Genomic DNA, 22479 nt, shown 5'->3' on the forward strand with positions numbered 1-22479 from the left:
TTTCCTGGAGCCTGCCCCTCATCCGCCTGCCAGCACCTTCTCCCCGCCCGCGGGGAGAAGGGGATATGCCGCACCGGCTTCGCTCAACCTTGACGCTGCGTTTGGCACGTCCCCTCTCCCCGTTCTTACGGGGAGAGGGTTAGGGTGAGGGGCAGGGGCGGAGGCAAATATTCCTCAATAAGGCGCCGCCACCGGCCCCATGCCGACGTAAACCGTCTTCAGCTCGGAATAATGCTCCAGCGCCGCCAGAGAATTCTCACGGCCGAAGCCCGATTGTTTCGAGCCGCCGAAGGGGATTTCCACCGGGCAGAGATTATAGGTGTTGATCCACAGCGTGCCGGCCTCCAGCCGGTCGACGACGCGGTGGGCGCGGGTGAGGTCGGCGGTGAAGACGCCGCCGGAGAGGCCGAATTCGCTGGCATTGGCGCGTGCGATTACCTCTTCCTCACCGTCGAAATCGAGCACCGACATGACCGGCCCGAAGATCTCCTCGCGGGCGATGGTCATATCGTCGGTGACATCGGCAAAGACGGTCGGCTGCACGTAATAGCCTTCGCCCGAGACATTGTTCGGAATGCCGCCCCCGGCAACAAGCGTCGCGCCCTCGGCCTTGCCCTTCTCGATATAGGCGATCACCTTCTCGCGCTGCGCCCAGGAGACCATCGGGCCGATCTGCGTCGCCTCGTCCAACGGATCACCGATCAGCATCGCCTCAGTGCGCGCCTTCAGCCGCTTGAGGAATTCAGCCTTGATGCCCTTCTGCACGAAGACGCGCGTGCCGTTCGAGCAGACCTGGCCTGTGGAATAGAAATTGCCGAGCATCGCCCCGCCGACCGCCGAATCGAGGTCGGCGTCGTCGAAGACGATGAGCGGCGACTTGCCGCCGAGCTCCATGGTGACGTGCTTGAGGTTGCCGGCGGCTGCCGCCGCGACCCTGCGTCCGGTCGGCACCGAGCCGGTCAGCGACACTTTGGCGACGTCGGGATGATTGACGAGCAGCGGCCCGGTGTCGCGGTCACCCTGGATGACGTTGAAGAGGCCCTTCGGCAGCCCCGCCTCATGCAGGATTTCGGCAATCTTCAAGGCGCCGAGCGGCGTGTTTTCGGAGGGCTTGAACACCATGGCATTACCGCAAACAAGCGCCGGGGCAGCTTTCCAGCAGGCGATTTGCTGTGGATAGTTCCAGGCGCCGATGCCGACGCAGACGCCGAGGGGAACGCGCTTGGTATAGGCAAAATCCTGCCCCAGCGGAATGTGGGCGCCGTTGAGGCCGGCCGGCGCGACGCCGCCGAAGAATTCGAAGGCATCAGCGCCCGAGGTCGGGTCGGCAACGATCGTTTCCTGGATTGGCTTGCCGGTATCGAGCGTTTCCAGCTCGGAAAGCTCGCGGTTGCGTTGGCGCATGATCTCAGCCGCGCGCTTCAAGATGCGGCCGCGTGCCATCGGGCTCATCGCCGCCCATTCCGGCTGGGCGCGCTTGGCCGCCGCAATCGCCTTCTCGACGATCGCAGGCGTTGCTGCATGCAGCCGGGCGATCACCTCGCCGGTGGCAGGGTAGAGGCTCTCGATGACAGTGCCGTCGGTATCCTCGACATATTCGCCGTCGATGAAGTGCGAGGCTTTCGGCTGGGCTTTCATGTCATTTGTCCTTGGCGGAAGTGGTGGATAGAAGCGCGTTCAGATAATCCTCCGTCAGCGCGATCGAGGCTTCGATGCCGATCGGTGCCGATTTCAGACTCTGCCTGATATAGAGCCCGTCGATCATCGCCGCTGCGCCCTCGGCGATGCGTTCTGCGGCGTCGGCCGGCAGCAGCGCCCTTAGATCGGCAAGCAGGTTGGAGCGCAGCCGCCTGGCATAGATCACCAGAAAGCGCCGCGTCTCCTCGGAACGCTGCGCTTCGGCGTAAAAGGCAAGCCAGGCGGCAATCGTCTCCGGCGCGAACTGGTCGGCGTGGAAGCTGACACGGATCACCGCCGAAAGCCGTTCGCGCGGCGTCTTCGCTGCCTTGAGTGCTGCCACCGTATCGCTGCGCAACTGTCTCAGGAGCGAGCGGATCGTCTCGATCAGCAATTGCTCCTTGCTGCCGAAATAATGATGGGCGAGGGCAGGCGAGACGCCGGCCTGGCGGGCGATGTCGGACATGGTGACGGCAAGCGAGCCGTGATCGCCGATCACCCGCAGCGCCGCATCGACAAGCGCCTTGCGGCGCACCGGCTCCATTCCGACTTTCGGCAAAACGACAACCCTCTGAAAACCCCGCCATGATATTTTTGATTGACTGATCAATCAACAAAAATCTTCGGCGAATTGATTTGGCTCACATCTTTTCCGGAAGAGCTGAGGCAACATATTCAAATGATCAGGAGGTGTGCTATGACCAGCGTCTTCAATGAAATGCCGGAATCCTCGCTGCGGTCGAAATGGGTATGGTTCCTCGGCCTCGGGGTTCTGCTTCTTATCTGCGGCCTCATCGCCCTTAGCAATCTGTTGATGGCGACCGTCGCTTCGGTCTTTTACGTCGGCATGCTCATGCTGGCGGGCGGCGTCATCTATCTCGTCCACGCTTTTCAGTTGCGCCGCTGGGATCAGGTGCTCTTCTGGGCTTTGAGCGGCGTGCTTTACGTGCTTGCCGGTATCTGCGCCTTCGTCAATCCCATCTTCACCTCGGCCGCCTTGACGCTGTTTCTTGCCATTGCGCTGTTGGTGGCCGGCATATTCCGTCTCTGGGTCGGGATGCGCATGCGACCGCTCAAGGGCTGGCGCTGGATCGCTGCAAGCGGCGTCATGACGGCGCTGGCCGGCTTTGTCATCGCACTGGGCTGGCCGGTCAACAGCCTCTGGATCCTTGGCCTTTTTCTAGCCTTCGACCTGATGGTCCAGGGGTGGACGATGATCGCCGTTGGCCTTGGCTTGCGCAGTTGAACCGCGATGGACCTTTTCTTTTTTGACAAGGGAATGGCGGGGGATTAGACTTTAGGGATTAGGACCGTCCGGTATGCCGGATGGTTTATGTGCGAACGCACCAAGGCGCCGGCTTGAACCGCCGGGAATGCTGAAAATGGTCATGCGTCCCCCAACGGCAGGGTTCTGCCTGAAGAAAAAGGGAGGAAGTTCATGCCGATGGTCACCGTTTCCCTCTCTCCGCAACAGGCAGCGGGCATCCGTGCCGCCGTCGATACGGGTGGCTACGCCTCGAGCAGTGAGGTCGTCCGTGAGGCGCTTCGCCTCTGGGATGCCGCCCGCAAGCTCGGCGAAATAAAGGCAGATCTCCTCGACGACGAGAGCGTCGCCTCCGGCGGCAGATGCGTCGCCGACATGTTCGCCGATCACGAGGCGCAGCGCCGTCGCTCCGCCTGAACAAGCGCCTGATTGCGCTCGGGAATTCGAATTCACGCGAGACGCGTGGCGGGGATCCGCGTCTTTCACAAAACTTTCATAACGGCGAAAGGGTTCGTTGATCCTTCTGCGGCAGGTTCTGAGCAAGAAGAACAAGTCGCAGTGGAGATCGGCCCACAATGAACACTGCAATATCTTTGGCTGGCACCGTCGAGCCGGGCATGCTCCGCCGTTATGCGAGCGATCAGATGGTAACCCTTGCCAAGCTCGTGATCGAGAACGCCTTCCAGCCGATCGTCGAAGCCGGCACCGGTACGGTTTTCGGTTACGAGTCCCTTATGCGCGGCCAGGAACGCATCGGCTACGACACCCCGGCCGACATTCTCGACGAGGCGCATCGGACCGGCCAGCTGCTGCAGCTCGAACAGATGGTCGCCAGTCGTGCGCTCGCCAAATTCGCGACGTTGTCGAATTTCTCCACCTCGACCCTGTTCCTCAATCTCGACGTCCGGCTGATCCGCGATGGCGAGCGCCTGGTCGAGAGCCTCCTGCAACATTTGCGAACCGCGAATATTCCGCCGTCCTCCATCTGTTTCGAATTCTCCGAACGTTTCGATAATACCAGCGTGCCGGAATTCGCCGCCCTGGTTTCCACGCTGCGCAAGGCCGGCTTTAAGCTGGCGATCGACGATTTCGGCGTCGGTCACGGCGAGATGAAACTGCTTTGCGATCATGCCGTGGATTATCTGAAGATTGACCGCCATTTCGTAGCTGAGATCGACCGCAGCCCGCGCAAGCGCCATCTGCTGAAGAGCATCGTCAACATCGCCCACGTGCTCGGAACGCGCGTCATCGCCGAAGGCATCGAGACCGAAGCCGAATTCATCGCCTGCCGCGAATATGGTGTCGATCTCGTCCAGGGCTGGTTCATTTCCCGGCCGACGACGCATATGTCGGAGCTGGCCCCATCCTTTCCGCATCTGCAGGAGCTCGGGAAGAGCAAGCGCGGCAGCCAGTCGCTCGACGAAATCCTCATCCGCAAGCAGATCGAGCTCTTGCCGACGGTCTACGAAAACGACAGCATCGACAGCGTCTTCGAACTTTTCCGCCGCAATCCGCGCCAGGCCTTCTTTCCCGTCCTCAACGCTAATGACGAGCCGCGCGGCATTATCCATGAGCATCACCTCAAGGAATATATTTATCAGCCCTTCGGCCGCGATCTCCTGAAGAACAAGATGTACGAGCGCTCGATTTCGCATTTCGTCGAGATGGCGCCGATCGTCGGCCTCGACACCGATGCCGAGCAGCTGATGGCGATCTTCGCCAATATGGAAGGCAGCAACTGTCTGATCCTGACCGACAATATGCGTTATGCCGGGGTCGTTTCCGCCGCATCGTTGATCAAGGTCATCAATGAGAAACAGCTGAAGACTGCCCAGGACCAGAACCCTCTGACTGGCCTGCCGGGCAACCACGCCATCCGTGATTTCATGCGCCAGTCCGGCCGCGACGGCGATGAGGTCCGGCATTTCTGCTATTGCGACTTCGACAATTTCAAGCCTTTCAACGACGCTTACGGCTTCCATCTCGGTGACCACGCGATCTCGCTGTTTGCCGCGCTGATGCGCCGCTATTTCTTCGCCGAACGCCATTCCTCGGTCATGTCGGCGGCGACGATTTCTTCATCGGCGTCGTCGGCTGGACCAAGGAGGAGCTGACCGAGATCCTCGACCGGCTGATCAGCGATTTCCACGACGATGTGCTCGATCTTTATTCCCACGAGCACCGCGCCGCCGGGCGCATCCTCGGCCACGACCGCACCGGCGCCGAGGCCCTGTTCCCGCTGATGCGCTGCTCGATCGGCGTTCTCGAGCTGCCGGAAGGCCTCGTCATCGACGATATCAATCGCGTCAGCGCCGAAATTGCCGTCATCAAGTCGGCCGCCAAGGAGAGCGAGGAGGGCCTCGCCTTCCATTTCCTGGGCGAGGCGAATTGACGCCCTTGCCGCTTCTAGCCTTCCCAAGCCGGCCGGGCTGATCTATTCCGAACCTCCGGGATCAGGAGGGCCGCGCCATGTCACTGCCTCAGGAAATGCGTTTCGTCGATCTCAAGTCCTTCGGCGGGCCTGATGTGATGGTGATCGGCAAGCGTCCGCTGCCGAAGGCCGGCGAAGGCGAGGTCCTCGTGCGCGCCGAGGCGATCGGCGTCAACCGTCCCGATATTGCCCAGCGTCAGGGCAGCTATCCCCCGCCCAAGGATGCGAGCCCGATCCTCGGCCTGGAACTATCCGGTGAAATCGTCGCCGTCGGGCCCGGCGTCAGGGGCCATGCCGTCGGCGACAAGGTCTGCGGCCTCGCCAATGGCGGCGCCTATGCCGAATATTGCCTGCTGCCGGCAGGTCAGATCCTGCCCTTTCCCAGGGGATACGACGCCGTGAAGGCTGCGGCGCTTCCCGAAACCTTCTTCACGGTCTGGGCCAATCTCTTCCAGATGGCCGGGCTGACCGAAGGCGAAAGCGTGCTGATCCATGGCGGCACGAGCGGTATCGGCACGACGGCGATCCAGCTTGCCCGCGCCTTCGGCGCCGAGGTCTACGCCACGGCAGGCTCAAAGGAAAAATGCGAGGCCTGCGAAAGGCTCGGCGCCAAACGCGCCATCAACTATAGGGACGAGGATTTCGCCGCGGTGATCAAGGCCGAGACTGGTCACGGCGTCGATGTCATCCTCGATATGATCGGCGCCGCCTATTTCGAGCGCAACATCGCCTCGCTGGCAAAGGACGGCTGCCTGTCGATCATCGCCTTCCTGGGCGGGGCCGTCGCCGAAAAGGTCAATCTCTCGCCGATCATGGTCAAGCGTTTGACGGTCACCGGCTCCACGATGCGCCCGCGCACGGCCGAGGAAAAACGAGCCATCCGCGACGATCTGCTCTCGGAGGTCTGGCCGCTGCTCGAAGCGGGCACGATCGCCCCAGTCATTCACAAGGTGTTCGCCTTCGAGGATGTCGTCGAGGCGCACCGGCTGCTGGAAGAGGGCAGCCATGTCGGCAAGGTCACGCTCACCGTTTGAGGTCAGCTTCGGGCCAGCATTCGTGGGCAAGGTGAAGCTGACCTTGGCTGTCTGTGAGTCTCTGGGGTCGTTGAACAGTTGTCTGATCGAAACCCGGCCCCGAAACTGCGCATCATGATGTGGCGTTGCTTGCGCATTGTACGGTCCCTACGAGGAATACAATGGCTCTATTCCACGCCTGCCCCATCTGCCGCAGCAGAATCCCGCATTTCGTACCGCTTCCGCGCTATTACATCGACAAGGCGGTTGAGCACGGCTTTCCCTATCGCATCGATGAATTCGAGACGATCAATCATCAGGCCTATAGCTGCCCCAATTGTCATTCGACCGATCGCGACAGGCTCTACGCGCTGTTTCTGACGCCGGTGTTCCAGCAGCTCGACCAGGCAAAGGCGGTGCGCTTCCTGGACATTGCGCCGGGCCGGGCCTTGAGCTTCTGGCTCAAGAGCCACCCGCATGTCTTCTACCGCAGCTGCGACATGCACATGCCGGAGGCAGACGACAAGGCTGATATCCATAACCTGCCATATGCCGATGAGAGCTTCGACTTCGTGCTTTGCTCTCATGTGCTTGAACATGTCGACGATCCGGTGCGAGCCACCGCAGAAATCAGGCGTGTTCTCAAGCAGGACAGCGTGGCTATCCTGATGGCGCCGATCTGCCTGTCGATCGAAGACACCTATGAAAATCCCGAGGTGACGACACCGGAAGGCCGCTGGGCGCATTTCGGCCAGGACGACCATGTGCGCATCTTCTCAAGGTCCGGCTTCATCGAAGTGATCCGGCGCGCCGGTTTGGCGGTCCAGCAGATTCCGGTCACCGACTTCCTGACGCCAGACGTCTGCGATACCTATGGCATCGGCCGCGGCTCCGTTCTCTATCTTGGCGTCAAGCAGGAGGCCATCCAGCAGGAGCCGGAACCAGAGCGCAACGTAGCCTGAGAACCCGGAAATCATTCAGTGGTGAAAAGGCGTCCCGAAGCCGAGGCGCCTTTTCAATTTCACCTGTCTCGTCGATCAGCTTGGGGCAGGAGCGCTCGACACCGTCATCTCCGCCCGCGAGACCGAGACGCTGAAGCGCTATCGCCACGAGCTCGAAAACGCCGGCGACCTGGCCGCGCGTGCCGAGGGCCTGGCTGCGATCCGCACCCGCGAAGGTTATATGGCCGACAGCCGGTCGGCGATCAGGTCCTGCAGATAGGTGATCGGGACGCTGAGGATTGCCGCCGCCCCGCAGGCATTGACGAGCAGCAGCGCATAGATGTGCCAGGGCGCGGAAGCAAATCCGAGCAGCAGCAGATAGGCGCAGTAGATGAGCGCGCCGAAGGCGAGCACATGCGCGGTGCGGAAGCGCCGCTGCGCCATGCCCCACATCATCATGAACGGCATTTCGAGAAGCGCCGTCAGCCCGGCGATGAATCCGACATCGGCGACGTTTCCGCCCGCCGCACGTGTGATGATCAGCGGCAGAAGCATGCCGTTGAGCCGCTGCAGCGCGAAGAGCAGCGACATGATGACGACATGGATCAGCACGTTCGGCATGAAGATCCGTTTCAGCGAAGCGAGGAAACCCACCGGATCGGCAGCAGGGCCGGCGCTGCCGTTGCCGGGGGCTAAGAAGAAATACAGGCAGAAGCAGGTGCAATGGATCCCAGGGTCGAGGCTTGGTCGAGGCCTGGGATGACGGAATGTGAGGGAAAGTCTCTGCCAAACATCGTCGGCGCCGCCGTCAGCAGGAGCCCGCGCAGCCACAAAACAGGCCACCCCGTTGGCTTTCGCGCCCCGACGCGTTATGCCTGCCGCATCCCGCCAGCATTCGGATGAGAGCCCATGACCAATCCCGTCACCGTCGAAGTTACCCGCGGCCTGCTCGTCGAAAGCCGTCATCGTGGCGCGGTGGCGGTCGTCGATGGCGACGGCAAGCTTGTCTTCTCGCTCGGCGACATCGACGCCGCCGTCTTCCCACGCTCGGCCTGCAAGGCGATGCAGGCGCTGCCGCTCGTCGAGAGCGGTGCGGCCGATGCCTATGGCTTCAGTGATAAGGAGCTGGCGCTCGCCTGCGCCTCGCATAATGGCGAGGACGAACATGTGGCGCTTGCCGCCTCGATGCTGTCGCGTGCCGGCCGCAGTGCCGAAGCGCTGGAATGCGGCGCCCACTGGTCGATGAACCAGAAAGTCCTGATCCATCAGGCCCGCACGCTCGCCGCACCGACGGCGCTGCACAACAATTGCTCGGGGAAGCACGCCGGTTTCATCTGCGCCTGCTGCCACCGCGATATCGACCCAAAGGGTTATGTCGGCTACGAGCACCCGCTGCAGGTCGAGATCCGAGCAGTGATGGAAAGCCTGACTGGAGCCGCGCTCGGCGCCGAGAGCTGCGGCACCGACGGCTGCTCCATCCCGACCTATGCCGTGCCTTTGCGCGCCTTGGCCCACGGCTTTGCGAAGATGGCGACCGGCACCAGTCTGGAGCCCTTGCGCGCAAAAGCATCCCGGCGCCTGATCGAGGCCTGCATGGCCGAGCCCTTCTATGTCGCCGGCTCCGGCCGCGCCTGCACCAAACTGATGCAGATCGCTCCCGGCCGCATCTTCGTCAAGACGGGCGCCGAGGGTGTCTTCTGCGCCGCCGTCCCGGAAAAGGGCATCGCCATCGCGCTCAAATGCGAGGATGGCGCCACCCGCGCCGCCGAGGCCATGGTGGCGGCCACACTCGCCCGCTTCTTCGAGACGGAAGAGACGGTGCATGCCGCTCTGATGGGCTTTGCCGCAACCGCGATGCGCAATTGGAACGGCATCCATGTCGGCGATATCAGCGCGACCACCGTCTTCTCCGCATGATGCGGAAAACTGCGTACGGTTTTCGCATGCCATCGAGCCCCTGACTTTTCTGCGCAGGATTACGCTGCAGCGATCGTGCCATTGAGATCGCGATAGGGCTTCAGCCGCTCGGCCGGAATCTCGGCCGGCACGATCAGCCCCGCCACCTCGGCGATGCCGAGCACCGGGCAGGGCGAGACGAGATCGAACTTCTCCTCCGTCAGCAGCACATGCGTTTCGGCCGAGCAGCGGGCGATATGCCGCTTGATCGCCGCTTCCTCGAAATCGCCGGTGGAAAGCCCGTGCACGGGGTGGGCGGCGGTGACGCCGATGAAGAAGAGATCGGGGCGCAGCTGCGAAATCGCCGCCATCGCCGCGGCCCCCACCGCCACCATCGAATGTTTGTAGAGCCGACCGCCGGCAAGGATCACCTCGACCGTGGGATGGTGCTCGAGCTCGGCAGCGATCGTCGGACTGTGGGTGGCGACCGTCAGCGCCATGTCGCGTGGCAGGTGCCTGGCAATTTCCGCGGTCGTCGTGCCGCCGTCGAGGAAGATCATCTGCCCCGGCTTGACCATCGCCGCCGCCGCGGCTCCGAGCCGCGCTTTGATTTCGGACGAGACGCTGCGCCGCGCCGTGAAATCCGGCAGCTCCGGTGCCAGCGGCATCGCACCGCCATGCACGCGTTTCAAGAGTCCCTCCGCCGCCATTTCCCTGAGGTCCCGCCGGATCGTGTCTTCCGAAAGCGAAAAATCCTCGGCGACACGCCTGGCGATCACCTGGCCGTCGCGGCGCAATATGTCGAGAATCAGGGTCTTGCGCTGCGTCGTCAGCATTGTGTCTCCGCACGAAAATTCACGAGATGGCATGATATTGCACGAAATGACTCGACATTCAAGGAATATCGTGCATTTTCAGGAAATCCCGTGCATGAGGCCGGGAGTGCTCGCACAGAAGCGGAGCGATGGAGTGGATCATGTTGATTTTGATTGCCGGGCCTTATCGGTCCGGGACGGGCGACGACCCGGAAAAGATGACCGCCAACCTGAAGCGGCTGGAAGAACCCTCTTATGCCTTGTTCGAGGCCGGCCATGTGCCGATGATCGGCGAATGGGTGGCCCTGCCGATCTGGCACGCTGCCGGCGGCAGATCGGTCGGCGATGCGCTCTACGAGCAGATCTTCCACCCGGTCGCCGGACGGCTGCTGCAGCTCTGCGAGGGCGTGCTGCGCTTGCCGGGTGAATCGAAGGGCGCGGACAACGACGTTCGCATCGCCAGGGAACGCGGCATCCCGGTCTGGCATCGGCTGGAGGATGTGCCGGGCTGCGGGTGAGTAAGGGTGTCCCGTGGGGCGCCCTCACCTTAGCCCTCTCCCCGTTCTGACGGGGAGGGGACGTGCCAAACGCAACCTTGAGATAGAGGAAGCGGGTGCGGCATACCCCTTCTCCCCGTCAGAACGGGGAGAAGGTGGCGGCAGCCGGATGAGGGGCAGCCTCCCGGCACGCCGTTCATTGTCCCGTTCCCGAAAGCCTAGGCAACCGCCATCTCCCCCGGTTCCGGCGCACCAATCCCCGCGCTATAAGACGTGCCGAAAGGGAGTCGATAACCATGCTGACATTATATTACGCGTCCGGAACCTGCGCGCTCGCAAGCCTGATTGCTCTCGAAGAATCCGGCCTTGCATTTGAAACAAAAAAGCTCAACTTCCGCGACGGCGAGCAGCGTTCGCCGGACTATCTGAAGATCAATCCGAAGGGCCGGGTGCCGGCGCTCGTTACCGAGCGCGGCGTGCTGACGGAAACGCCGGCGATTCTCGGCTTCATCGCTGAAAGCGCCCCGGCCGCCAAGCTCGCGCCGCTCGGCGATGCCTTCGAAATGGCGCGGCTGCAATCCTTCAACAGCTATCTCTGCTCGACCGTGCATGTGAATCATGCCCACCGCCCGCGCGGCTCCCGCTGGGCCGACGAGCCGACGGCGCTCGAGGCGATGAAGGCGAAGGTGCCGCAGAATATGGCCGATTGCTTCACGCTGATCGAAGAGAAGATGTTCGAAGGCCCGTGGGTGATGGGCGAGACCTATTCGCTTGCCGATCCCTATCTCTTCGTCATGACCGACTGGCTGCCGTCCGACGGCGTCGATCCCGCCCGTTTCGCAAAGGTCAGCGACCATCACGCCCGCATGCTGCAGCGCCCCGCCGTCCAGCGGGCGCTGGTCTATGACCGGGGCTGATCCGCCCTGAGATGTTAAAACCCGTCTGTGATGCGGGGCCGGTCGTAGCCGCCCCTGCATTCACGCTGACGTCTGCCAGGGGTCGATTACGGATACACCGGTGTCGCGGAAATCGCCGACATTGCGGGTGACGACGATGAGATCGTGGACGATCGCCGTCGCAGCGATCAGTCCATCAATGTCGCCGCGCGGCCGGATTGCTGCGATGCGGCCCCATTCCACGGCAATCTGATCGGTCACCGGAAGGATACGGCTGCCATGGTCGTGGCGCAGCTTGCGCAGCCACTCGGCTAAGTGGGTCGCGGCCTTCGGATCCGACCTCTGTTTGAGGGCAATGCCGCGCATGATCTCGCCGAGCGTCAACGCGCTCAGATGGATGCTCAGCGGATCGACGGAGCGCAGCCAGGAAACCGCCTGCGGCGTGCCGCGTCGCGCCTCAGAGACGATATTTGTATCCACGAGATACATCAGAAGGTCACGCCGCGGCTAGGGCTCTTGGCCCTCGCTTCGACTGCATCGGCGAACTCGTCATCCCAGGCAGGACCGCCCAATAGGTCATCAACCAGGGTCGGTCTGCCGGCGCGAAGGGCGTCGTAATCGCCGACGGACAATACGACAGCCGCGCGCTCACCGCGCAAGGTGACCACTTGCGGTCCTTCGTCTCGCGCCTTCTGCACCACTTTCGAGAACTGGTTCTTCGCGTCCTGCAATTGCCATTCCATAAAACTGCTCCTGGCTAGACTGTCTAGCTATATAAGAGCGGAAGGGCGGCAGGTCAATGAGGGTGTTCTCGGCTGGCCGATCATCAGCCGCCGGCGCCCGGGTATTTGCCGGTGGCGTAGCGCCAGTGGGCGATGGCGATGAGCACCCATACCGGGCCGGCGGCGAGCGCCACCGGCTCGGCCCAGTCGCCGAGGATCGGGATCGGTTTGCCGAGCAGCGTGCCGACCGGGACTGAGCTGGTCAGCGCCAGCGGGACAGCGGTGATCAGGGTCAGCTGGATGCTGCCGGGAAAGATGTTGAGCGGATAACGCGTCAGTTCCCAGAAGCCGAAGAAGATCGAGAACAGGTGGTTCGAGCGTACCCACATCAGTGCCGTCGCGCCGATCATGGTGATCATCGCACCGGTGAGCAGCGTCGCACTGGCGATCGCGGCAAGCAGGAACGCCAGGGACGGGGCCGTGCAGATGAAGTCGACCGACAGGACGGCCCAGCAGAGCAGCGGCACTGCCAGGATGATGTGGCCGGCATAGCCGATATTGAGGCCCGAAAAGACGAGATAGGCCCAGGGGCTGAACGGCTTGACGAGCAGCGTGTCATAGGTGCCGAGCCGTACCAGTTCTTCGAGATCGCGCAACTGCACGAAGCTCATCGCCGCACCGAGCGAATAGGCGAGCAGCTGGAAGCTGAAGAGCAGCGCCAGCTCCGGCCAGGTCCAGCCGCCGAGCGTCTGGAAGCGGGCAAGCAGGATGCCGATGGTGGCAAAGACGCTGCCATAGGAAAGGATCTGCGCAAGCCGGTCGAGCCAGAAGGCGCCGCGATATTCCATTTGTGAGCGCACATGCATGCGCACCAGAAGCGGAATGACGCGGAGGTGATGGAAGAGCACGATCAGCCTCCCTGCACGGTTATGCGGCGCGAGGCCAGGCGCCATAGCCAGAGCACGCCCATAAGGAACAGTCCGGCCCAGCCGAGACCGAGGCCGAGATGCAGCCAGGTATCGGCGACGGAAAGCCTGCCGAGATAGACCGCATTGGGATAATAGACGACCCAGGCGAAGGGCAAGTGGCGGGCGATCGTCGCTAAGGGCTCGGGGAAGAACCAGAAGGGCACCAGCAGGCCGGAGAACAGATGCAGCAGGGCGCCGAGAATCCAGTCAAGCGAGAAGCTCGTCATCAGCCAGAAGGCGATCAGCCCGAACAGCGCCGACATCAGGAAGATCAGCACGAAAGATAGCGCCCAGAAGGCGATAAACATCAGACCGTGAAACAGGCTCGCCGGCGCCAGCATGCCGTAAAACGAGGCGGTGAAGGCGACGGTCGGGATCACCTGCGTCGCCAGGCGGTAGGAAAAGCTGCCGCATTCATTGGCGAAGAGGTAGAGCGGATAGGAGAGCGGCTTCAGTAGCCAGACGGCGATATCGCCTGTCTTGAGCGACCGGCCGATCTCGCCGATGACCCTTTCCGGGCGGGTGGCGCCCATGACAGCGCCGCCGAGCAGGGCATAGGTCACCATTTGCTGCAGCGAGACGCCGTCGACCACGGTCGCGCCGACGCCGGCATAAACGGCGAGCCAGATGGCCACGCGGGCGACGACCTGCGCCAGCTTGCCGAATATATTGGCCCAGACCTCGTTGCGGTAGGCGAGCTGCGCGTGGAAGGCGCTGCGTGTGAAGGCCAGATAAGCGCTCATGGTGTGGGCGCCTGGGCATTGCGGGTGAAGGCGAGATAGGTGCTCATGAGGCCCGGGCCCTGGTGTTGCGACCCTGGTAGAAGGTGCGGATGACCTCTTCGATGTCGGGCTCGTGCAGCGCTACATCCTTGAGGTCGCGGTCGCTGCCGACCTCCGAAAGGATACTCACCAGCGACACGTCCTCGCGCTTGATCAGATATTCCTTGCGCAGGCCCTCATCGCTGACGAGCGACGCCGTGCTGAGCCGCAATGACCCCGGGTCGCTGGCAAATTCCAGCGTCAGCCGCCGGGCCGAGCCGAGGGAGGCGCGCAGGCTGCGCAATTCGCCGTCGAAGATCAGCCTGGAGTGATCGACCATGATCAGTCGCGGGCAGATCGTCTCGATGTCCTGCAGATCATGAGTGGTGAGGATGATCGTGACGCCGCATTCCCGGTTGATCTCGGCGAGAAAGCGCCGCACCGCATCCTTGGCAACCACATCGAGCCCGATCGTCGGTTCGTCGAGAAACAGAATCTTCGGATCGTGCAGCAGCGACATGACGATTTCGGCGCGCATGCGCTGGCCGAGGCTGAGCTGGCGCACCGCCCGGTCGAGGAAGGGCGAGAGGTCGAGCAGTTCGCTGAACTGGCGCAGATTGTTCGTATAGCGGGCGGCCGGGATATCATAGATGCGCTGGTGCAGGGTAAAGCTGTCAATCAGCGGCAGATCCCACCACAGCTGACTGCGCTGGCCGAAGACGACGCCGATCTCGCGCGCATTATCCATGCGGGAGAGATGCGGCGTGCGGCCGAGCACCGAAAGCGTTCCTGAACTCGGCACCAGAATGCCGGTCATCATCTTGATCATCGTCGATTTGCCGGCGCCGTTCGGGCCGAGATAGCCGACGGCCTCGCCGGCCGTAATATCGAAGCTGATATCGGAAACGGCCTGAACCTCGGTATATTCGCTGGTCACCAGCGTCTTGAAGGCGCCGACGAGACCCGGAAATCTCTTGTGCTGCCGGAAGCGCTTGCTGACGCCCCGTGCTTCGATCAAAGCCGGCATGTCTATTCCCTTGGATATGAAGCGAGCCGACTCGGGCGGCGATGGGCTTGAGAACGCAGGCTAGCGCGAAGTGGGATTCGTTCAAGCTGAAGTTGCGTTTCGTCGATCACTTCGGCGTGGTGTCGCCACGACCTTGACCGATCTCCGCCTGCGCTACATTGAAGGCATGGACAAGATTCACGCCTTGCTCATCGTTGCCGCGGCCATTGCGATCATCTTCCTCGCAGGCCGATGGAACACCTCGGATGCCGATCACTATATGGGCTTCGGCAATCTCCGTCCGCGCCGCAAGAGGCAGGGCGGCGATGATGATACACAAGAAGAATGAGGCGCCTGATCAAAGGCTCTCTTCGATCAGGCGCTTCCGCAGAGGTTGGCATCAGCTCGCTTGGCGTTCGGAACGCTGACTGAGGATTGCCGATGCGTGTATCGGCATCGGCCGTTCGACGCGCCGGTAGACGCTGCCGTCGCGCGTTCGGCTCATCAGTCCGAGCTCGCAGAGTTCCCGACGCAGCAATGCGTGATCTCCAAACAGGTGCCTGCCGCGAAGAAGAGCATTGACCTCCTTCTCGGACATCTCCGTGGTCGAGGGAATCTGCGACCACAGAAGCCAAAGCGCCGTGATCTGATCCATGCGCCGCGAGGGCCAGCGCACCAGGCGGAGCTCTTCGTCGAAGCTGCGCTGAACGCGATCGATATGCTTCCGGTCGATCTCGACATTGGCGGCAGGCGCCGATGCCGGTAGCTGCCCCTCGCTCTCTGCGGGACCGGCTTTTGCACGCAGGCTCTGGAAATTGCCGTAGCCGGCAGCCCGTGCCAGCATGTTCAAGAATTGGAGGTGAGATGGAAGCCCTTCGTGGGCGGAGAGCTGGAGGCGCAGCGACTTGGCAAATGAGGACGCATCGCTCACCTGGAGAGGAATGAGTTTTCTGGACATGACCTATCCTTTGGTCGTGCCGTTCCGGATGGATTACCGGTGATCGCCCTTCCGACATGGCACGGGATCGATGTCCATATCTCGGTTATTGTCAGGTTTAGCGTGTTCCGAAGAACGGCGATGCCTGGGTGAACTGCAGACCCGACGCAGCAATTATCATCGGGCCCTCGATATTTCAACAGTCTGCCAGTTTGCTGGCTGCGGCAGAGGGCCCGGCGTTCCCGGCAAAGTCGGCAGCGCTAAGCGGAACCGGCCGGGTGCCGTCGACATCGGCGATGCCGAATTCCCGCGCCAATGCCGCGGCGATCAGCACGCGCCCGGATTTCGACATGAGCAGCGGGTCGCGCCACAGCCCGCCAATGACATGGCCGATGAACTGAGGTGATTCTGAATTGCTCATGTCGAAATGCTCGGCGTTCTCAAGAACGGCTTCGGTGCGGACGAGCCCCGGATAAAGCGCAACGGCGGCGACACTATGAGGGCGCAGCTCATGGGCGAAGTCTGCGGCCATCTTGTCGGCGGCGGCCTTGGCGATGCCATAGACCGCATTGCCATCGTAGAGCTGGGCGGCCCAGAAGGAGATGTTGACGATGAGGCCGCGTCGCGCCGAGATCATCAACGGAGCGACGGCGCGCGACATCATGAAAGCGCCCCTGAGCGCGGTGCCAATCATCGCCTCCCACCGCCATACCGGCTGCTCCCAAAATGGCCTGGGCCAGGTGAATTCACCGTCTTCCACCATACGTTCGTAGCCCGGCCATGCATTGTTCACCAGAATATCCAGCCTGCCGCCGGCCCGGATCGCTTCGGCCACCCGCTCGCTGTCGGCGTCGCTAGCGTGATCGCATCGATGGACGGAAAGGCGCCCCGGCAGTTTTGCCGCTTCAAACTCGAGCCCCTCGAGCGATCCCGCCGATCCCGCTTGCATTGCCTCCGCCTCGAAACGCGTCCTGCCGGTCACATGAACGGTGGCGCCTTCGGCAAGCAGAGCAAGGGCAGTGCCGCGCCCTATGCCGCGGCTCCCGCCGGTGACCAAAGCGACGACGTCTTTCATAGTGGGCTCTCCCTGATGAACTGGCGATCAACGCGGCATAAGCGCATATTGGCAGAGAGGCTTCTGCCGGGCGATTGCTTTTTGCGAGTCGCGGACCTTCTGTGCCGGCGTCTCTTCTCCACAGCCGCAGGTTTCAGCATGTCGATTATGACGGGAACAAACAAGGCGGTTCAGATGTTAGATGCAACTGGAATCCGGCGAGTTGTTCGACATGGCCAAATTTGCTCGGGGAGATCACGATACCTGGAATTCGGAGGCCGGGCAGGTCTCCGGCCATAGGGAAGACGCCTTGAAATAGGTCGTAGGACAATAAGATGAATCCGAAAAGCACCCTGAGTATTGCCGGTCATCCGATCCACCCGATGTTGATCCCGTTCCCGGTCGCTGCCTTCGTCGGCACGCTGGTCGTCGACATCGTCTACGCCAGATCAGGCGATCCGGCCTGGGCAGATGCGACCAACTGGATGCTCGGCGCCGGCCTTGTCATGGCGGCGCTGGCGGCTGTTGCCGGATTGACCGACTTTCTCGGCGACAGCCGCATTCGCGACCTGCGCGACGCCTGGTTCCATATGATCGGCAACGTCGTCCTCGTCCTGATCGAGGCCTTCAACCTCTGGCGGCGGATGGCCGAAGGCGGCGACTTCATCGTGCCGACCGGATTGGTGCTGTCTCTGGTCGCAACCGCCCTTCTTCTGTTCAACGGCTGGAAGGGCTGGGAAATGGTCTATCGCCACCGCGTCGGCGTCAGCGAGGATCCGGGCAATCCGACGAGATAATGAACGGCATGCTTCAACGGCAGCATGCCCGCCTCGTCCTTCGAGGCCCCTGCGGGGCACCTCAGGATAAGGCTCTCGGAGCGCTTCGGTTCGGAACCACCAACGCCTCCAATTGGCTGCGGCACCCTCCAACGCTCCTCATGCTGAGGCACGCAGCCCAAAGGGCGAAGCCTCGAAGGACGCCCTCCAGCGCTGCTTCCTGCATTCACCACCGGTGCGCTCGCCTCGTCCAATTCAGCAAATGTGCGGCAGCGGTGCTCACGCGCATTTCGCCAGCTGCGGCCTGGCCTCGGCATGAAAACCGGTCTCCGCTCCCAGCGGCAGATCGGCGATTTCGCGCAGCGACATGCGTTGGACCTCGGGATGCCGCAACGGGTCATCCTTCCAGGCCGGGTCGATCTGCGTCCGCGCGGCAGACTTAAAGAAAAACTTCAGCCACGACATGGCAAACCTCGCATTCTCCAGCGGCGCGGAAAGATGATCACCCGGCGGCTGGTGCCGAACAAGCTCTCCCGCGCATCGTGCCATCGCTGGCCGAGCGGGGATTCTGTATGCCTGCAATGTCTGCCTGCGCCGGTGCTTTTTCAATTGAGATTACTGCGGTACCGTTATAGAAAAACTATATGAAGAACCTGAATAGCGTCCATCTCAACGGTCTGCGGGCGCTGGAGGCTGTCGGTCGTCTCGGCTCGTTGCAGGCGGCGGCAGACGAGCTCGGCGTCTCGGTCGGCGCCGTCAGCCAGCAGGTGATCAAGGCCGAAGCGCAGTTGGGGCAAGTGATCTTCGAGCGCACCGCCCGGGGCATGATCGCTACCGAAACCGGCCGGCCGGTGCTTGCAGCGCTCGACGAAGGCTTTGCCCGTCTTTCGCAGGCAGTCTCGATCGCAAGCCGCAAGGACGATACGATCCTGACCATTTCGGTGGCGCCGGTCTTCGCCGCCCGCTGGCTCGTCCATCGGCTTCATCGGTTCGCCGAACGTTACCCCGACATCAAGCTGCGGCTGGATGCAACGACCAATCTCGTCAATCCCGCGATCTCAGACGTCGACATTGGCATCCGCGTCGGCGCCGGCAAATGGCCCGATGTGAAGGCCGAGCTGCTGCTGGAGCAGGAGGTCTTTCCCGTTTGTTCGCCCGAGATGGCGGCGAACCTGAAACAGCCCGCCGACATCCTCGCTTTGCCTGCCATCATCGATGGCCTTGCCATGTTCAGCTGGGAAGTCTGGATGCGCGAGGCCGGGCTGTCGGGCGCGACACTGTCGACGCGCCACGTCTTCAACGACGCTTCGCTCTGCCTAGATGCGGCGATCGCCGGCCAGGGCGTCATGCTCGCCTGGCAGATGCTTGCTGGCTATTCGCTTGCAGAAGGCCGGCTGGCAGCGCCTTTCGGCATTCGCGCGAAAACCGGCTTCGGCCATTATTTCGTGACGGCCGAAGGCGCGCGCGAGCCGAAGAAGGTCAAGGATTTCAAGGCCTGGATCCGTGAGGAAATGGCCGGCACGCTGGCGCTTTTCCAGTAGCGTTAAACTTCGATCGGCTCCTTGCCGCGGACAGCCTGCATCGCCTGGTAGGCCGGGCGCGTCTGGCAGCGCTCGATCCAGGCCTTGATGTTCGGATGCATGTCGAAAAGGTCCGTCTCGCTCTGGGCATAGCGCAGCACCTCGGCGATGTTGAGATCGGCGACGGTGAAGCGCTCGCCGACGATCCACTGACGGCCGGCGAGATGGCTTTCGAGCGCCACAAATGGCCGGCGCAGCCCGTAGCAGGCGGCGGCGATCGTCTGCCTGCCGTCCTCGCTGTTTTCAAGCCCGTTGTCATAGGTCAGCACGATGCGCACCGAATGCGGCTCGACTTGCGAAGCCGCCCAGATCGTCCACATCGTCAGCAATCCGTCTTCCTCGACGGTTTGGCCGGAAAGTGGCCCGCCATGCTTGCGCGCGAGGTAGAGGTTGATTGCCAGCGACTCGTGCATGACGAGATCGCCGTCGCGAATGCTGGGGATCTGGGCCATCGGGTTGAGGGCTGCGAATTCAGGCGAATGCGTGTTGAGCGGCGCCTCTTCGGCGAGCGGGTCGGCGAGCCGCCTGGCCTGCAGCACCGGCACGGAGCGGAATTCGAGCCCGAGCTCCTCCGCCATCCAGTAGACGCGCGAAGCGCGCGATCGATAGACTCCATAGATTGTCAGCATGACGATACCCCCTCGATCTGTCGCAGAAAAGGTAAACACCGGATCACCCCCGGAAAAGTCCTCGCCGCTGATGGGATGATGAAAGCTTTTGATCTGGCGAGCGCCTTCCCGGCGGCAGATCGAGCACAATTGCCTGACAGGGGGAACAATGAAAGGGCCGGCGGGTTGGACCCAGTGATTGGCGCCGTCGAGGCGTCGAATGCGATGACCCGCGTGCGCAGCGCGCACCAGGCAAAGGAGGAACACATGACGGGCAAGAAGACACATGAACAACAGCTTCGTGTCATCGAGAAACGCGAGAAAACCGCAAATGCCGGCGAGGATTTCGACGCCAAGGCGGATCTGCAACGCAATGCGCAGGCAAAGGAGGCCTATCGGAAAGGCGATCTGAAGGCCGATCCGGACCCTCACAATGACGATCGGGTCATCATGCGTGGCCGCAATCAGGAGAGCGAGCATAAAAAAGGGAGCGGTCGTCCCTGACGGTGAAGGAGCCCCGATTAGGAAGTAGCCCCGATTAGGAAGGAGCCCCGATCAGGAAAGGAGAGCTTCATGACCTTGACATTGATCAGCAAGGCTTTTGCCCAGGATCAGCCGATCCCGAAGAAATATGCGCGAGCCGGCGAGAACCTCTTTCCGCCGCTTGCCTGGAGCGGTGCTCCCGCCGGGACCCGGAGCTTCGCTCTGGTGGTCGAGGATCCGGATGCTCCCCGCGGCACGTTCCGCCACTGCGGCATTGCCAATATCCCGGCGCAGTGGAGCGCCCTTGCCGAAAGTGTCGATACGGCGCCGGAGCAAGCCCCCCGCTTCTACAAGAACGATTTCGGGAATGCCCGATACGACGGTCCGCAGCCGCCGGCGGGCGATCGCCCGCATCACTACATCTTCCGCCTGGCGGCCCTCGACGTGCCGAAGCTTTCTACTCCGGATGCCGCCGGCATCAGCGCGATGTGGGCGGAGGCAAGGAAACATGCATTGGCGGAAGCGACCGTCACCGGCACCTATCAGACGCAATGACCAGAGGCGGAGCCGCCTGTCATGAAATACGGTTCCGCTCGACGGTCAGCTGCGCATAGGGCGCGCTGCCGCCTGCCATTTCGGCGGAGACTTGTCTGTCCCACGCGAAGCCGAGGACAGCCCCTTCGGCCGTCTCCTGGAAGATGTTGTCGGTGATGACGGCCGTGCCGGCGCCCTCGGCGACCGAGACCGCGCATCCGACAGGCGCCTTGCGTACCACGTTGCCGCTGACGACGACATTTCTGAGATAGGGCCCCCAGCCGATCTGCAGGCCCCAGCGCGGCGCGCCCTCGATCACATTGCCAGACACCAGCGTATCGGCCTCCGCCGCGATGCCGATGCCGAAGCCGACCTCGTGGGTGTAGGGACCTTTCAGCGTCAGGTTGCGCACGACATTGCCGGTGACGCTTGCGAGCCTGCCGCCTTCGTCGAAATTGGCGATCGAAATGCCGTTCGCCGCCCCGTCGATCACGTTGGCGGAAACGACCGCCCCTTCGAAGGCGAACTCGACATAGATCGCCGTCTCGCCGGAGCGCCGGCACTGGTTGCTGGTGATCTGGATGTCCGAGGCTGAATTGGCGCGGATAGCGGTAAAGGCGCAGTCGGAAATCTGGTTGTTCACCACCATCACCCCATCGGCGCGAAAGACATTGATGCCGTTGCCGTTCTGGCCGGTGCCGCCGTCATTGGCTCGGATGTTGGAAATCCGGTTGCCGGAGACGACCGTGCCGTCCTCCGCCTTCTTCCAACGATGCACGAGAATGCCACCATTGCCGCAATCCGAGACCGTATTTGCCACGATCGAAAGATTGGCGGAATCGACAGCGTAGAGGCCGGACTGGGCGGCGCCCGAAATGCGGCTGCGTTCGATCCGCCCGCCACAGCGCTCCAGCTGCAGGCCGTGTTTGCGGCTGCCGCCGATCTCGCAATTGTCGATCAGCACCTCGTCGACGCCGGTAAATTGCAGAAGCCCGCCGGCGTAGTCGCCGAGCCAGCGGTTGCCGCCGTCGATGACGAGATTGGAAAGCTCGATGCGCCTGATGTTTTCGGCCGCAAACAGATGGCCGTCGCCGGTATAAACGATCCGGGAGGCGCCGGGCACGCCTGAGATGCGGGTATTGTCGGGCAGGCTGAGGTTGGAGATCTTATAGGTACCGGGCGGCAGGAAGACCGGCACGTTCTCGGCCGCCGCCTGTCTGATCATCTGCTCCAGGTTGCGGATCTTGCGGTCCCCAATTTCGGGAACGGCGCGATATTCCACCGCGTCGATCGTACCGCGGAGATCCGGCTGGCTGGCAGCCGTCAGCGGCGAGGCAAGCGTGCGCGATGTCCCGCCCGCAAGCGCGGAGGCGCCGAGAAAGAGAAGCATGTCGCGGCGAAAAGGCATTCCGGGCTCTCCTGTCATGACGCGCCCGTAGCAGAAAATGTGCCAGCCCGCCTGTCCTCTTTTGGCACAGGCCCGTCACATCAATCAGAAATTCTTGCTGCGACAGGGACCTATGGCAGGATCTCGCCGCTTATATTGGTGTGTTATTCACTCTTTCATTTAAGCAACCCGAAGGGAATGGAGACTACTTTGAAGGGAAAATAAATGGATGT

Annotated in this window: 25 protein-coding genes and 3 pseudogenes; 14 read left to right on the forward strand and 14 right to left on the reverse strand. The window is 62.4% G+C overall.

The features are described from left to right. Positions 1–174 precede the first annotated feature (174 nt). Positions 175–1638, reverse strand: a complete 1464-nt coding sequence (gene betB / locus AC13QO_RS15710) for a betaine-aldehyde dehydrogenase (RefSeq protein WP_488541165.1) — start codon at positions 1636–1638, stop codon at positions 175–177. 1 nt (position 1639) lies between these two features. Beyond that, positions 1640–2236, reverse strand: a complete 597-nt coding sequence (gene betI / locus AC13QO_RS15715) for a transcriptional regulator BetI (protein ID WP_097601533.1) — start codon at positions 2234–2236, stop codon at positions 1640–1642. A gap of 138 nt (positions 2237–2374) precedes the next feature. Here betI and AC13QO_RS15720 point away from each other — a divergent pair, with 138 nt between their 5' ends. The 6 genes and pseudogenes from AC13QO_RS15720 to AC13QO_RS15745 all read left to right on the forward strand — a co-directional run. Further along, positions 2375–2923 (forward strand): HdeD family acid-resistance protein, encoded by a 549-nt coding sequence (locus AC13QO_RS15720; RefSeq protein ID WP_085777365.1) that lies wholly within the window; start codon positions 2375–2377, stop codon positions 2921–2923. Positions 2924–3115: 192 nt separating this feature from the next. Then, positions 3116–3358, forward strand: a complete 243-nt coding sequence (locus AC13QO_RS15725; RefSeq protein ID WP_488541166.1) for a ribbon-helix-helix domain-containing protein — start codon at positions 3116–3118, stop codon at positions 3356–3358. 118 nt (positions 3359–3476) lie between these two features. Then, a pseudogene (locus AC13QO_RS15730) lies at positions 3477–5333 on the forward strand (GGDEF domain-containing protein). 77 nt (positions 5334–5410) lie between these two features. Then, positions 5411–6406, forward strand: coding sequence for an NAD(P)H-quinone oxidoreductase (locus tag AC13QO_RS15735; RefSeq protein ID WP_488541167.1), 996 nt, complete (start codon positions 5411–5413; stop codon positions 6404–6406). A gap of 161 nt (positions 6407–6567) precedes the next feature. Continuing rightward, complete coding sequence (locus tag AC13QO_RS15740) at positions 6568–7347, forward strand: methyltransferase domain-containing protein (protein ID WP_488541168.1); 780 nt, start codon at positions 6568–6570, stop codon at positions 7345–7347. Between the two features lie 67 nt (positions 7348–7414). Beyond that, positions 7415–7576: pseudogene (locus tag AC13QO_RS15745) on the forward strand (MarR family transcriptional regulator); the annotation flags it as partial. 2 nt (positions 7577–7578) lie between these two features. Here the strand turns inward: AC13QO_RS15745 and AC13QO_RS15750 are convergent. Next, positions 7579–8049: pseudogene (locus tag AC13QO_RS15750) on the reverse strand (MFS transporter); the annotation flags it as partial. 186 nt (positions 8050–8235) lie between these two features. Here AC13QO_RS15750 and AC13QO_RS15755 point away from each other — a divergent pair. Next, positions 8236–9243: an asparaginase gene (locus tag AC13QO_RS15755; protein ID WP_488541169.1), complete on the forward strand. Its 1008-nt coding sequence runs from the start codon at positions 8236–8238 to the stop codon at positions 9241–9243. A gap of 59 nt (positions 9244–9302) precedes the next feature. Here the strand turns inward: AC13QO_RS15755 and AC13QO_RS15760 are convergent, their stop codons facing one another. Next, positions 9303–10058: a DeoR/GlpR family DNA-binding transcription regulator gene (locus AC13QO_RS15760; protein WP_488541170.1), complete on the reverse strand. Its 756-nt coding sequence runs from the start codon at positions 10056–10058 to the stop codon at positions 9303–9305. A 140-nt stretch (positions 10059–10198) separates the two neighbouring features. Here AC13QO_RS15760 and AC13QO_RS15765 point away from each other — a divergent pair, with 140 nt between their 5' ends. Then, the gene (locus tag AC13QO_RS15765; protein WP_488541171.1) at positions 10199–10555 is read left to right on the forward strand and encodes a DUF4406 domain-containing protein; all 357 of its coding nucleotides are present in this window, start codon (positions 10199–10201) and stop codon (positions 10553–10555) included. A gap of 275 nt (positions 10556–10830) precedes the next feature. Next, positions 10831–11451 (forward strand): glutathione S-transferase family protein, encoded by a 621-nt coding sequence (locus AC13QO_RS15770; RefSeq protein ID WP_285192988.1) that lies wholly within the window; start codon positions 10831–10833, stop codon positions 11449–11451. 60 nt (positions 11452–11511) lie between these two features. On the opposite strand, the gene AC13QO_RS15775 is transcribed toward AC13QO_RS15770, so the two are convergent. The 5 genes from AC13QO_RS15775 to AC13QO_RS15795 all read right to left on the reverse strand — a co-directional run bounded on the left by AC13QO_RS15775 (position 11512) and on the right by AC13QO_RS15795 (position 14908). Further along, entirely contained in the window at positions 11512–11919 is a 408-nt protein-coding gene (locus tag AC13QO_RS15775; RefSeq protein WP_488541172.1) for a PIN domain-containing protein, read from the reverse strand. Further along, positions 11919–12173: a type II toxin-antitoxin system Phd/YefM family antitoxin gene (locus AC13QO_RS15780; RefSeq protein WP_488541173.1), complete on the reverse strand. Its 255-nt coding sequence runs from the start codon at positions 12171–12173 to the stop codon at positions 11919–11921. Before AC13QO_RS15780 ends, AC13QO_RS15775 begins: the two co-directional genes overlap by 1 nt. 83 nt (positions 12174–12256) lie before the next feature. Next, positions 12257–13060, reverse strand: coding sequence for an ABC transporter permease (locus AC13QO_RS15785; protein ID WP_488541174.1), 804 nt, complete (start codon positions 13058–13060; stop codon positions 12257–12259). A gap of 2 nt (positions 13061–13062) precedes the next feature. Beyond that, positions 13063–13863, reverse strand: a complete 801-nt coding sequence (locus AC13QO_RS15790; RefSeq protein WP_488541175.1) for an ABC transporter permease — start codon at positions 13861–13863, stop codon at positions 13063–13065. 43 nt (positions 13864–13906) lie between these two features. Further along, a complete protein-coding gene (locus tag AC13QO_RS15795) occupies positions 13907–14908 on the reverse strand; it encodes an ABC transporter ATP-binding protein (protein ID WP_488541176.1) in 1002 nt (333 codons plus the stop codon). Between the two features lie 133 nt (positions 14909–15041). On the opposite strand from AC13QO_RS15795, the gene AC13QO_RS15800 reads away from it, so the two are divergent. Beyond that, positions 15042–15236, forward strand: coding sequence for a hypothetical protein (locus AC13QO_RS15800; protein ID WP_488541177.1), 195 nt, complete (start codon positions 15042–15044; stop codon positions 15234–15236). Between the two features lie 51 nt (positions 15237–15287). Here the strand turns inward: AC13QO_RS15800 and AC13QO_RS15805 are convergent, their stop codons facing one another. Both AC13QO_RS15805 and AC13QO_RS15810 read right to left on the reverse strand, forming a co-directional pair. Next, entirely contained in the window at positions 15288–15845 is a 558-nt protein-coding gene (locus AC13QO_RS15805) for a DUF2087 domain-containing protein (RefSeq protein WP_488541178.1), read from the reverse strand. A 175-nt stretch (positions 15846–16020) separates the two neighbouring features. Then, positions 16021–16899: an SDR family NAD(P)-dependent oxidoreductase gene (locus AC13QO_RS15810; protein WP_488541179.1), complete on the reverse strand. Its 879-nt coding sequence runs from the start codon at positions 16897–16899 to the stop codon at positions 16021–16023. 314 nt (positions 16900–17213) lie between these two features. Here AC13QO_RS15810 and AC13QO_RS15815 point away from each other — a divergent pair, with 314 nt between their 5' ends. Continuing rightward, on the forward strand, positions 17214–17675 hold the full coding sequence (locus tag AC13QO_RS15815) for a DUF2231 domain-containing protein (protein WP_488541180.1): 462 nt from the start codon (positions 17214–17216) through the stop codon (positions 17673–17675). A 258-nt stretch (positions 17676–17933) separates the two neighbouring features. Here AC13QO_RS15815 and AC13QO_RS15820 read toward each other — a convergent pair whose 3' ends face one another. After that, on the reverse strand, positions 17934–18119 hold the full coding sequence (locus tag AC13QO_RS15820; protein ID WP_285192997.1) for a hypothetical protein: 186 nt from the start codon (positions 18117–18119) through the stop codon (positions 17934–17936). Between the two features lie 179 nt (positions 18120–18298). Between AC13QO_RS15820 and AC13QO_RS15825 the strand changes: the two genes are divergently transcribed. Next, complete coding sequence (locus AC13QO_RS15825) at positions 18299–19195, forward strand: LysR substrate-binding domain-containing protein (RefSeq protein WP_488541181.1); 897 nt, start codon at positions 18299–18301, stop codon at positions 19193–19195. Between the two features lie 2 nt (positions 19196–19197). On the opposite strand, the gene AC13QO_RS15830 is transcribed toward AC13QO_RS15825, so the two are convergent. Next, positions 19198–19863: a glutathione S-transferase family protein gene (locus tag AC13QO_RS15830; protein WP_488541182.1), complete on the reverse strand. Its 666-nt coding sequence runs from the start codon at positions 19861–19863 to the stop codon at positions 19198–19200. A gap of 246 nt (positions 19864–20109) precedes the next feature. Between AC13QO_RS15830 and AC13QO_RS15835 the strand changes: the two genes are divergently transcribed. After that, complete coding sequence (locus tag AC13QO_RS15835) at positions 20110–20346, forward strand: hypothetical protein (protein ID WP_285192999.1); 237 nt, start codon at positions 20110–20112, stop codon at positions 20344–20346. Between the two features lie 69 nt (positions 20347–20415). Continuing rightward, a complete protein-coding gene (locus tag AC13QO_RS15840) occupies positions 20416–20880 on the forward strand; it encodes a YbhB/YbcL family Raf kinase inhibitor-like protein (RefSeq protein WP_488541183.1) in 465 nt (154 codons plus the stop codon). 19 nt (positions 20881–20899) lie between these two features. Here AC13QO_RS15840 and AC13QO_RS15845 read toward each other — a convergent pair whose 3' ends face one another. After that, positions 20900–22267: a TIGR03808 family TAT-translocated repetitive protein gene (locus AC13QO_RS15845; protein WP_488541184.1), complete on the reverse strand. Its 1368-nt coding sequence runs from the start codon at positions 22265–22267 to the stop codon at positions 20900–20902. Positions 22268–22479 lie beyond the last annotated feature (212 nt).

The organism is Rhizobium sp. CNPSo 3670 (assembly GCF_057784555.1).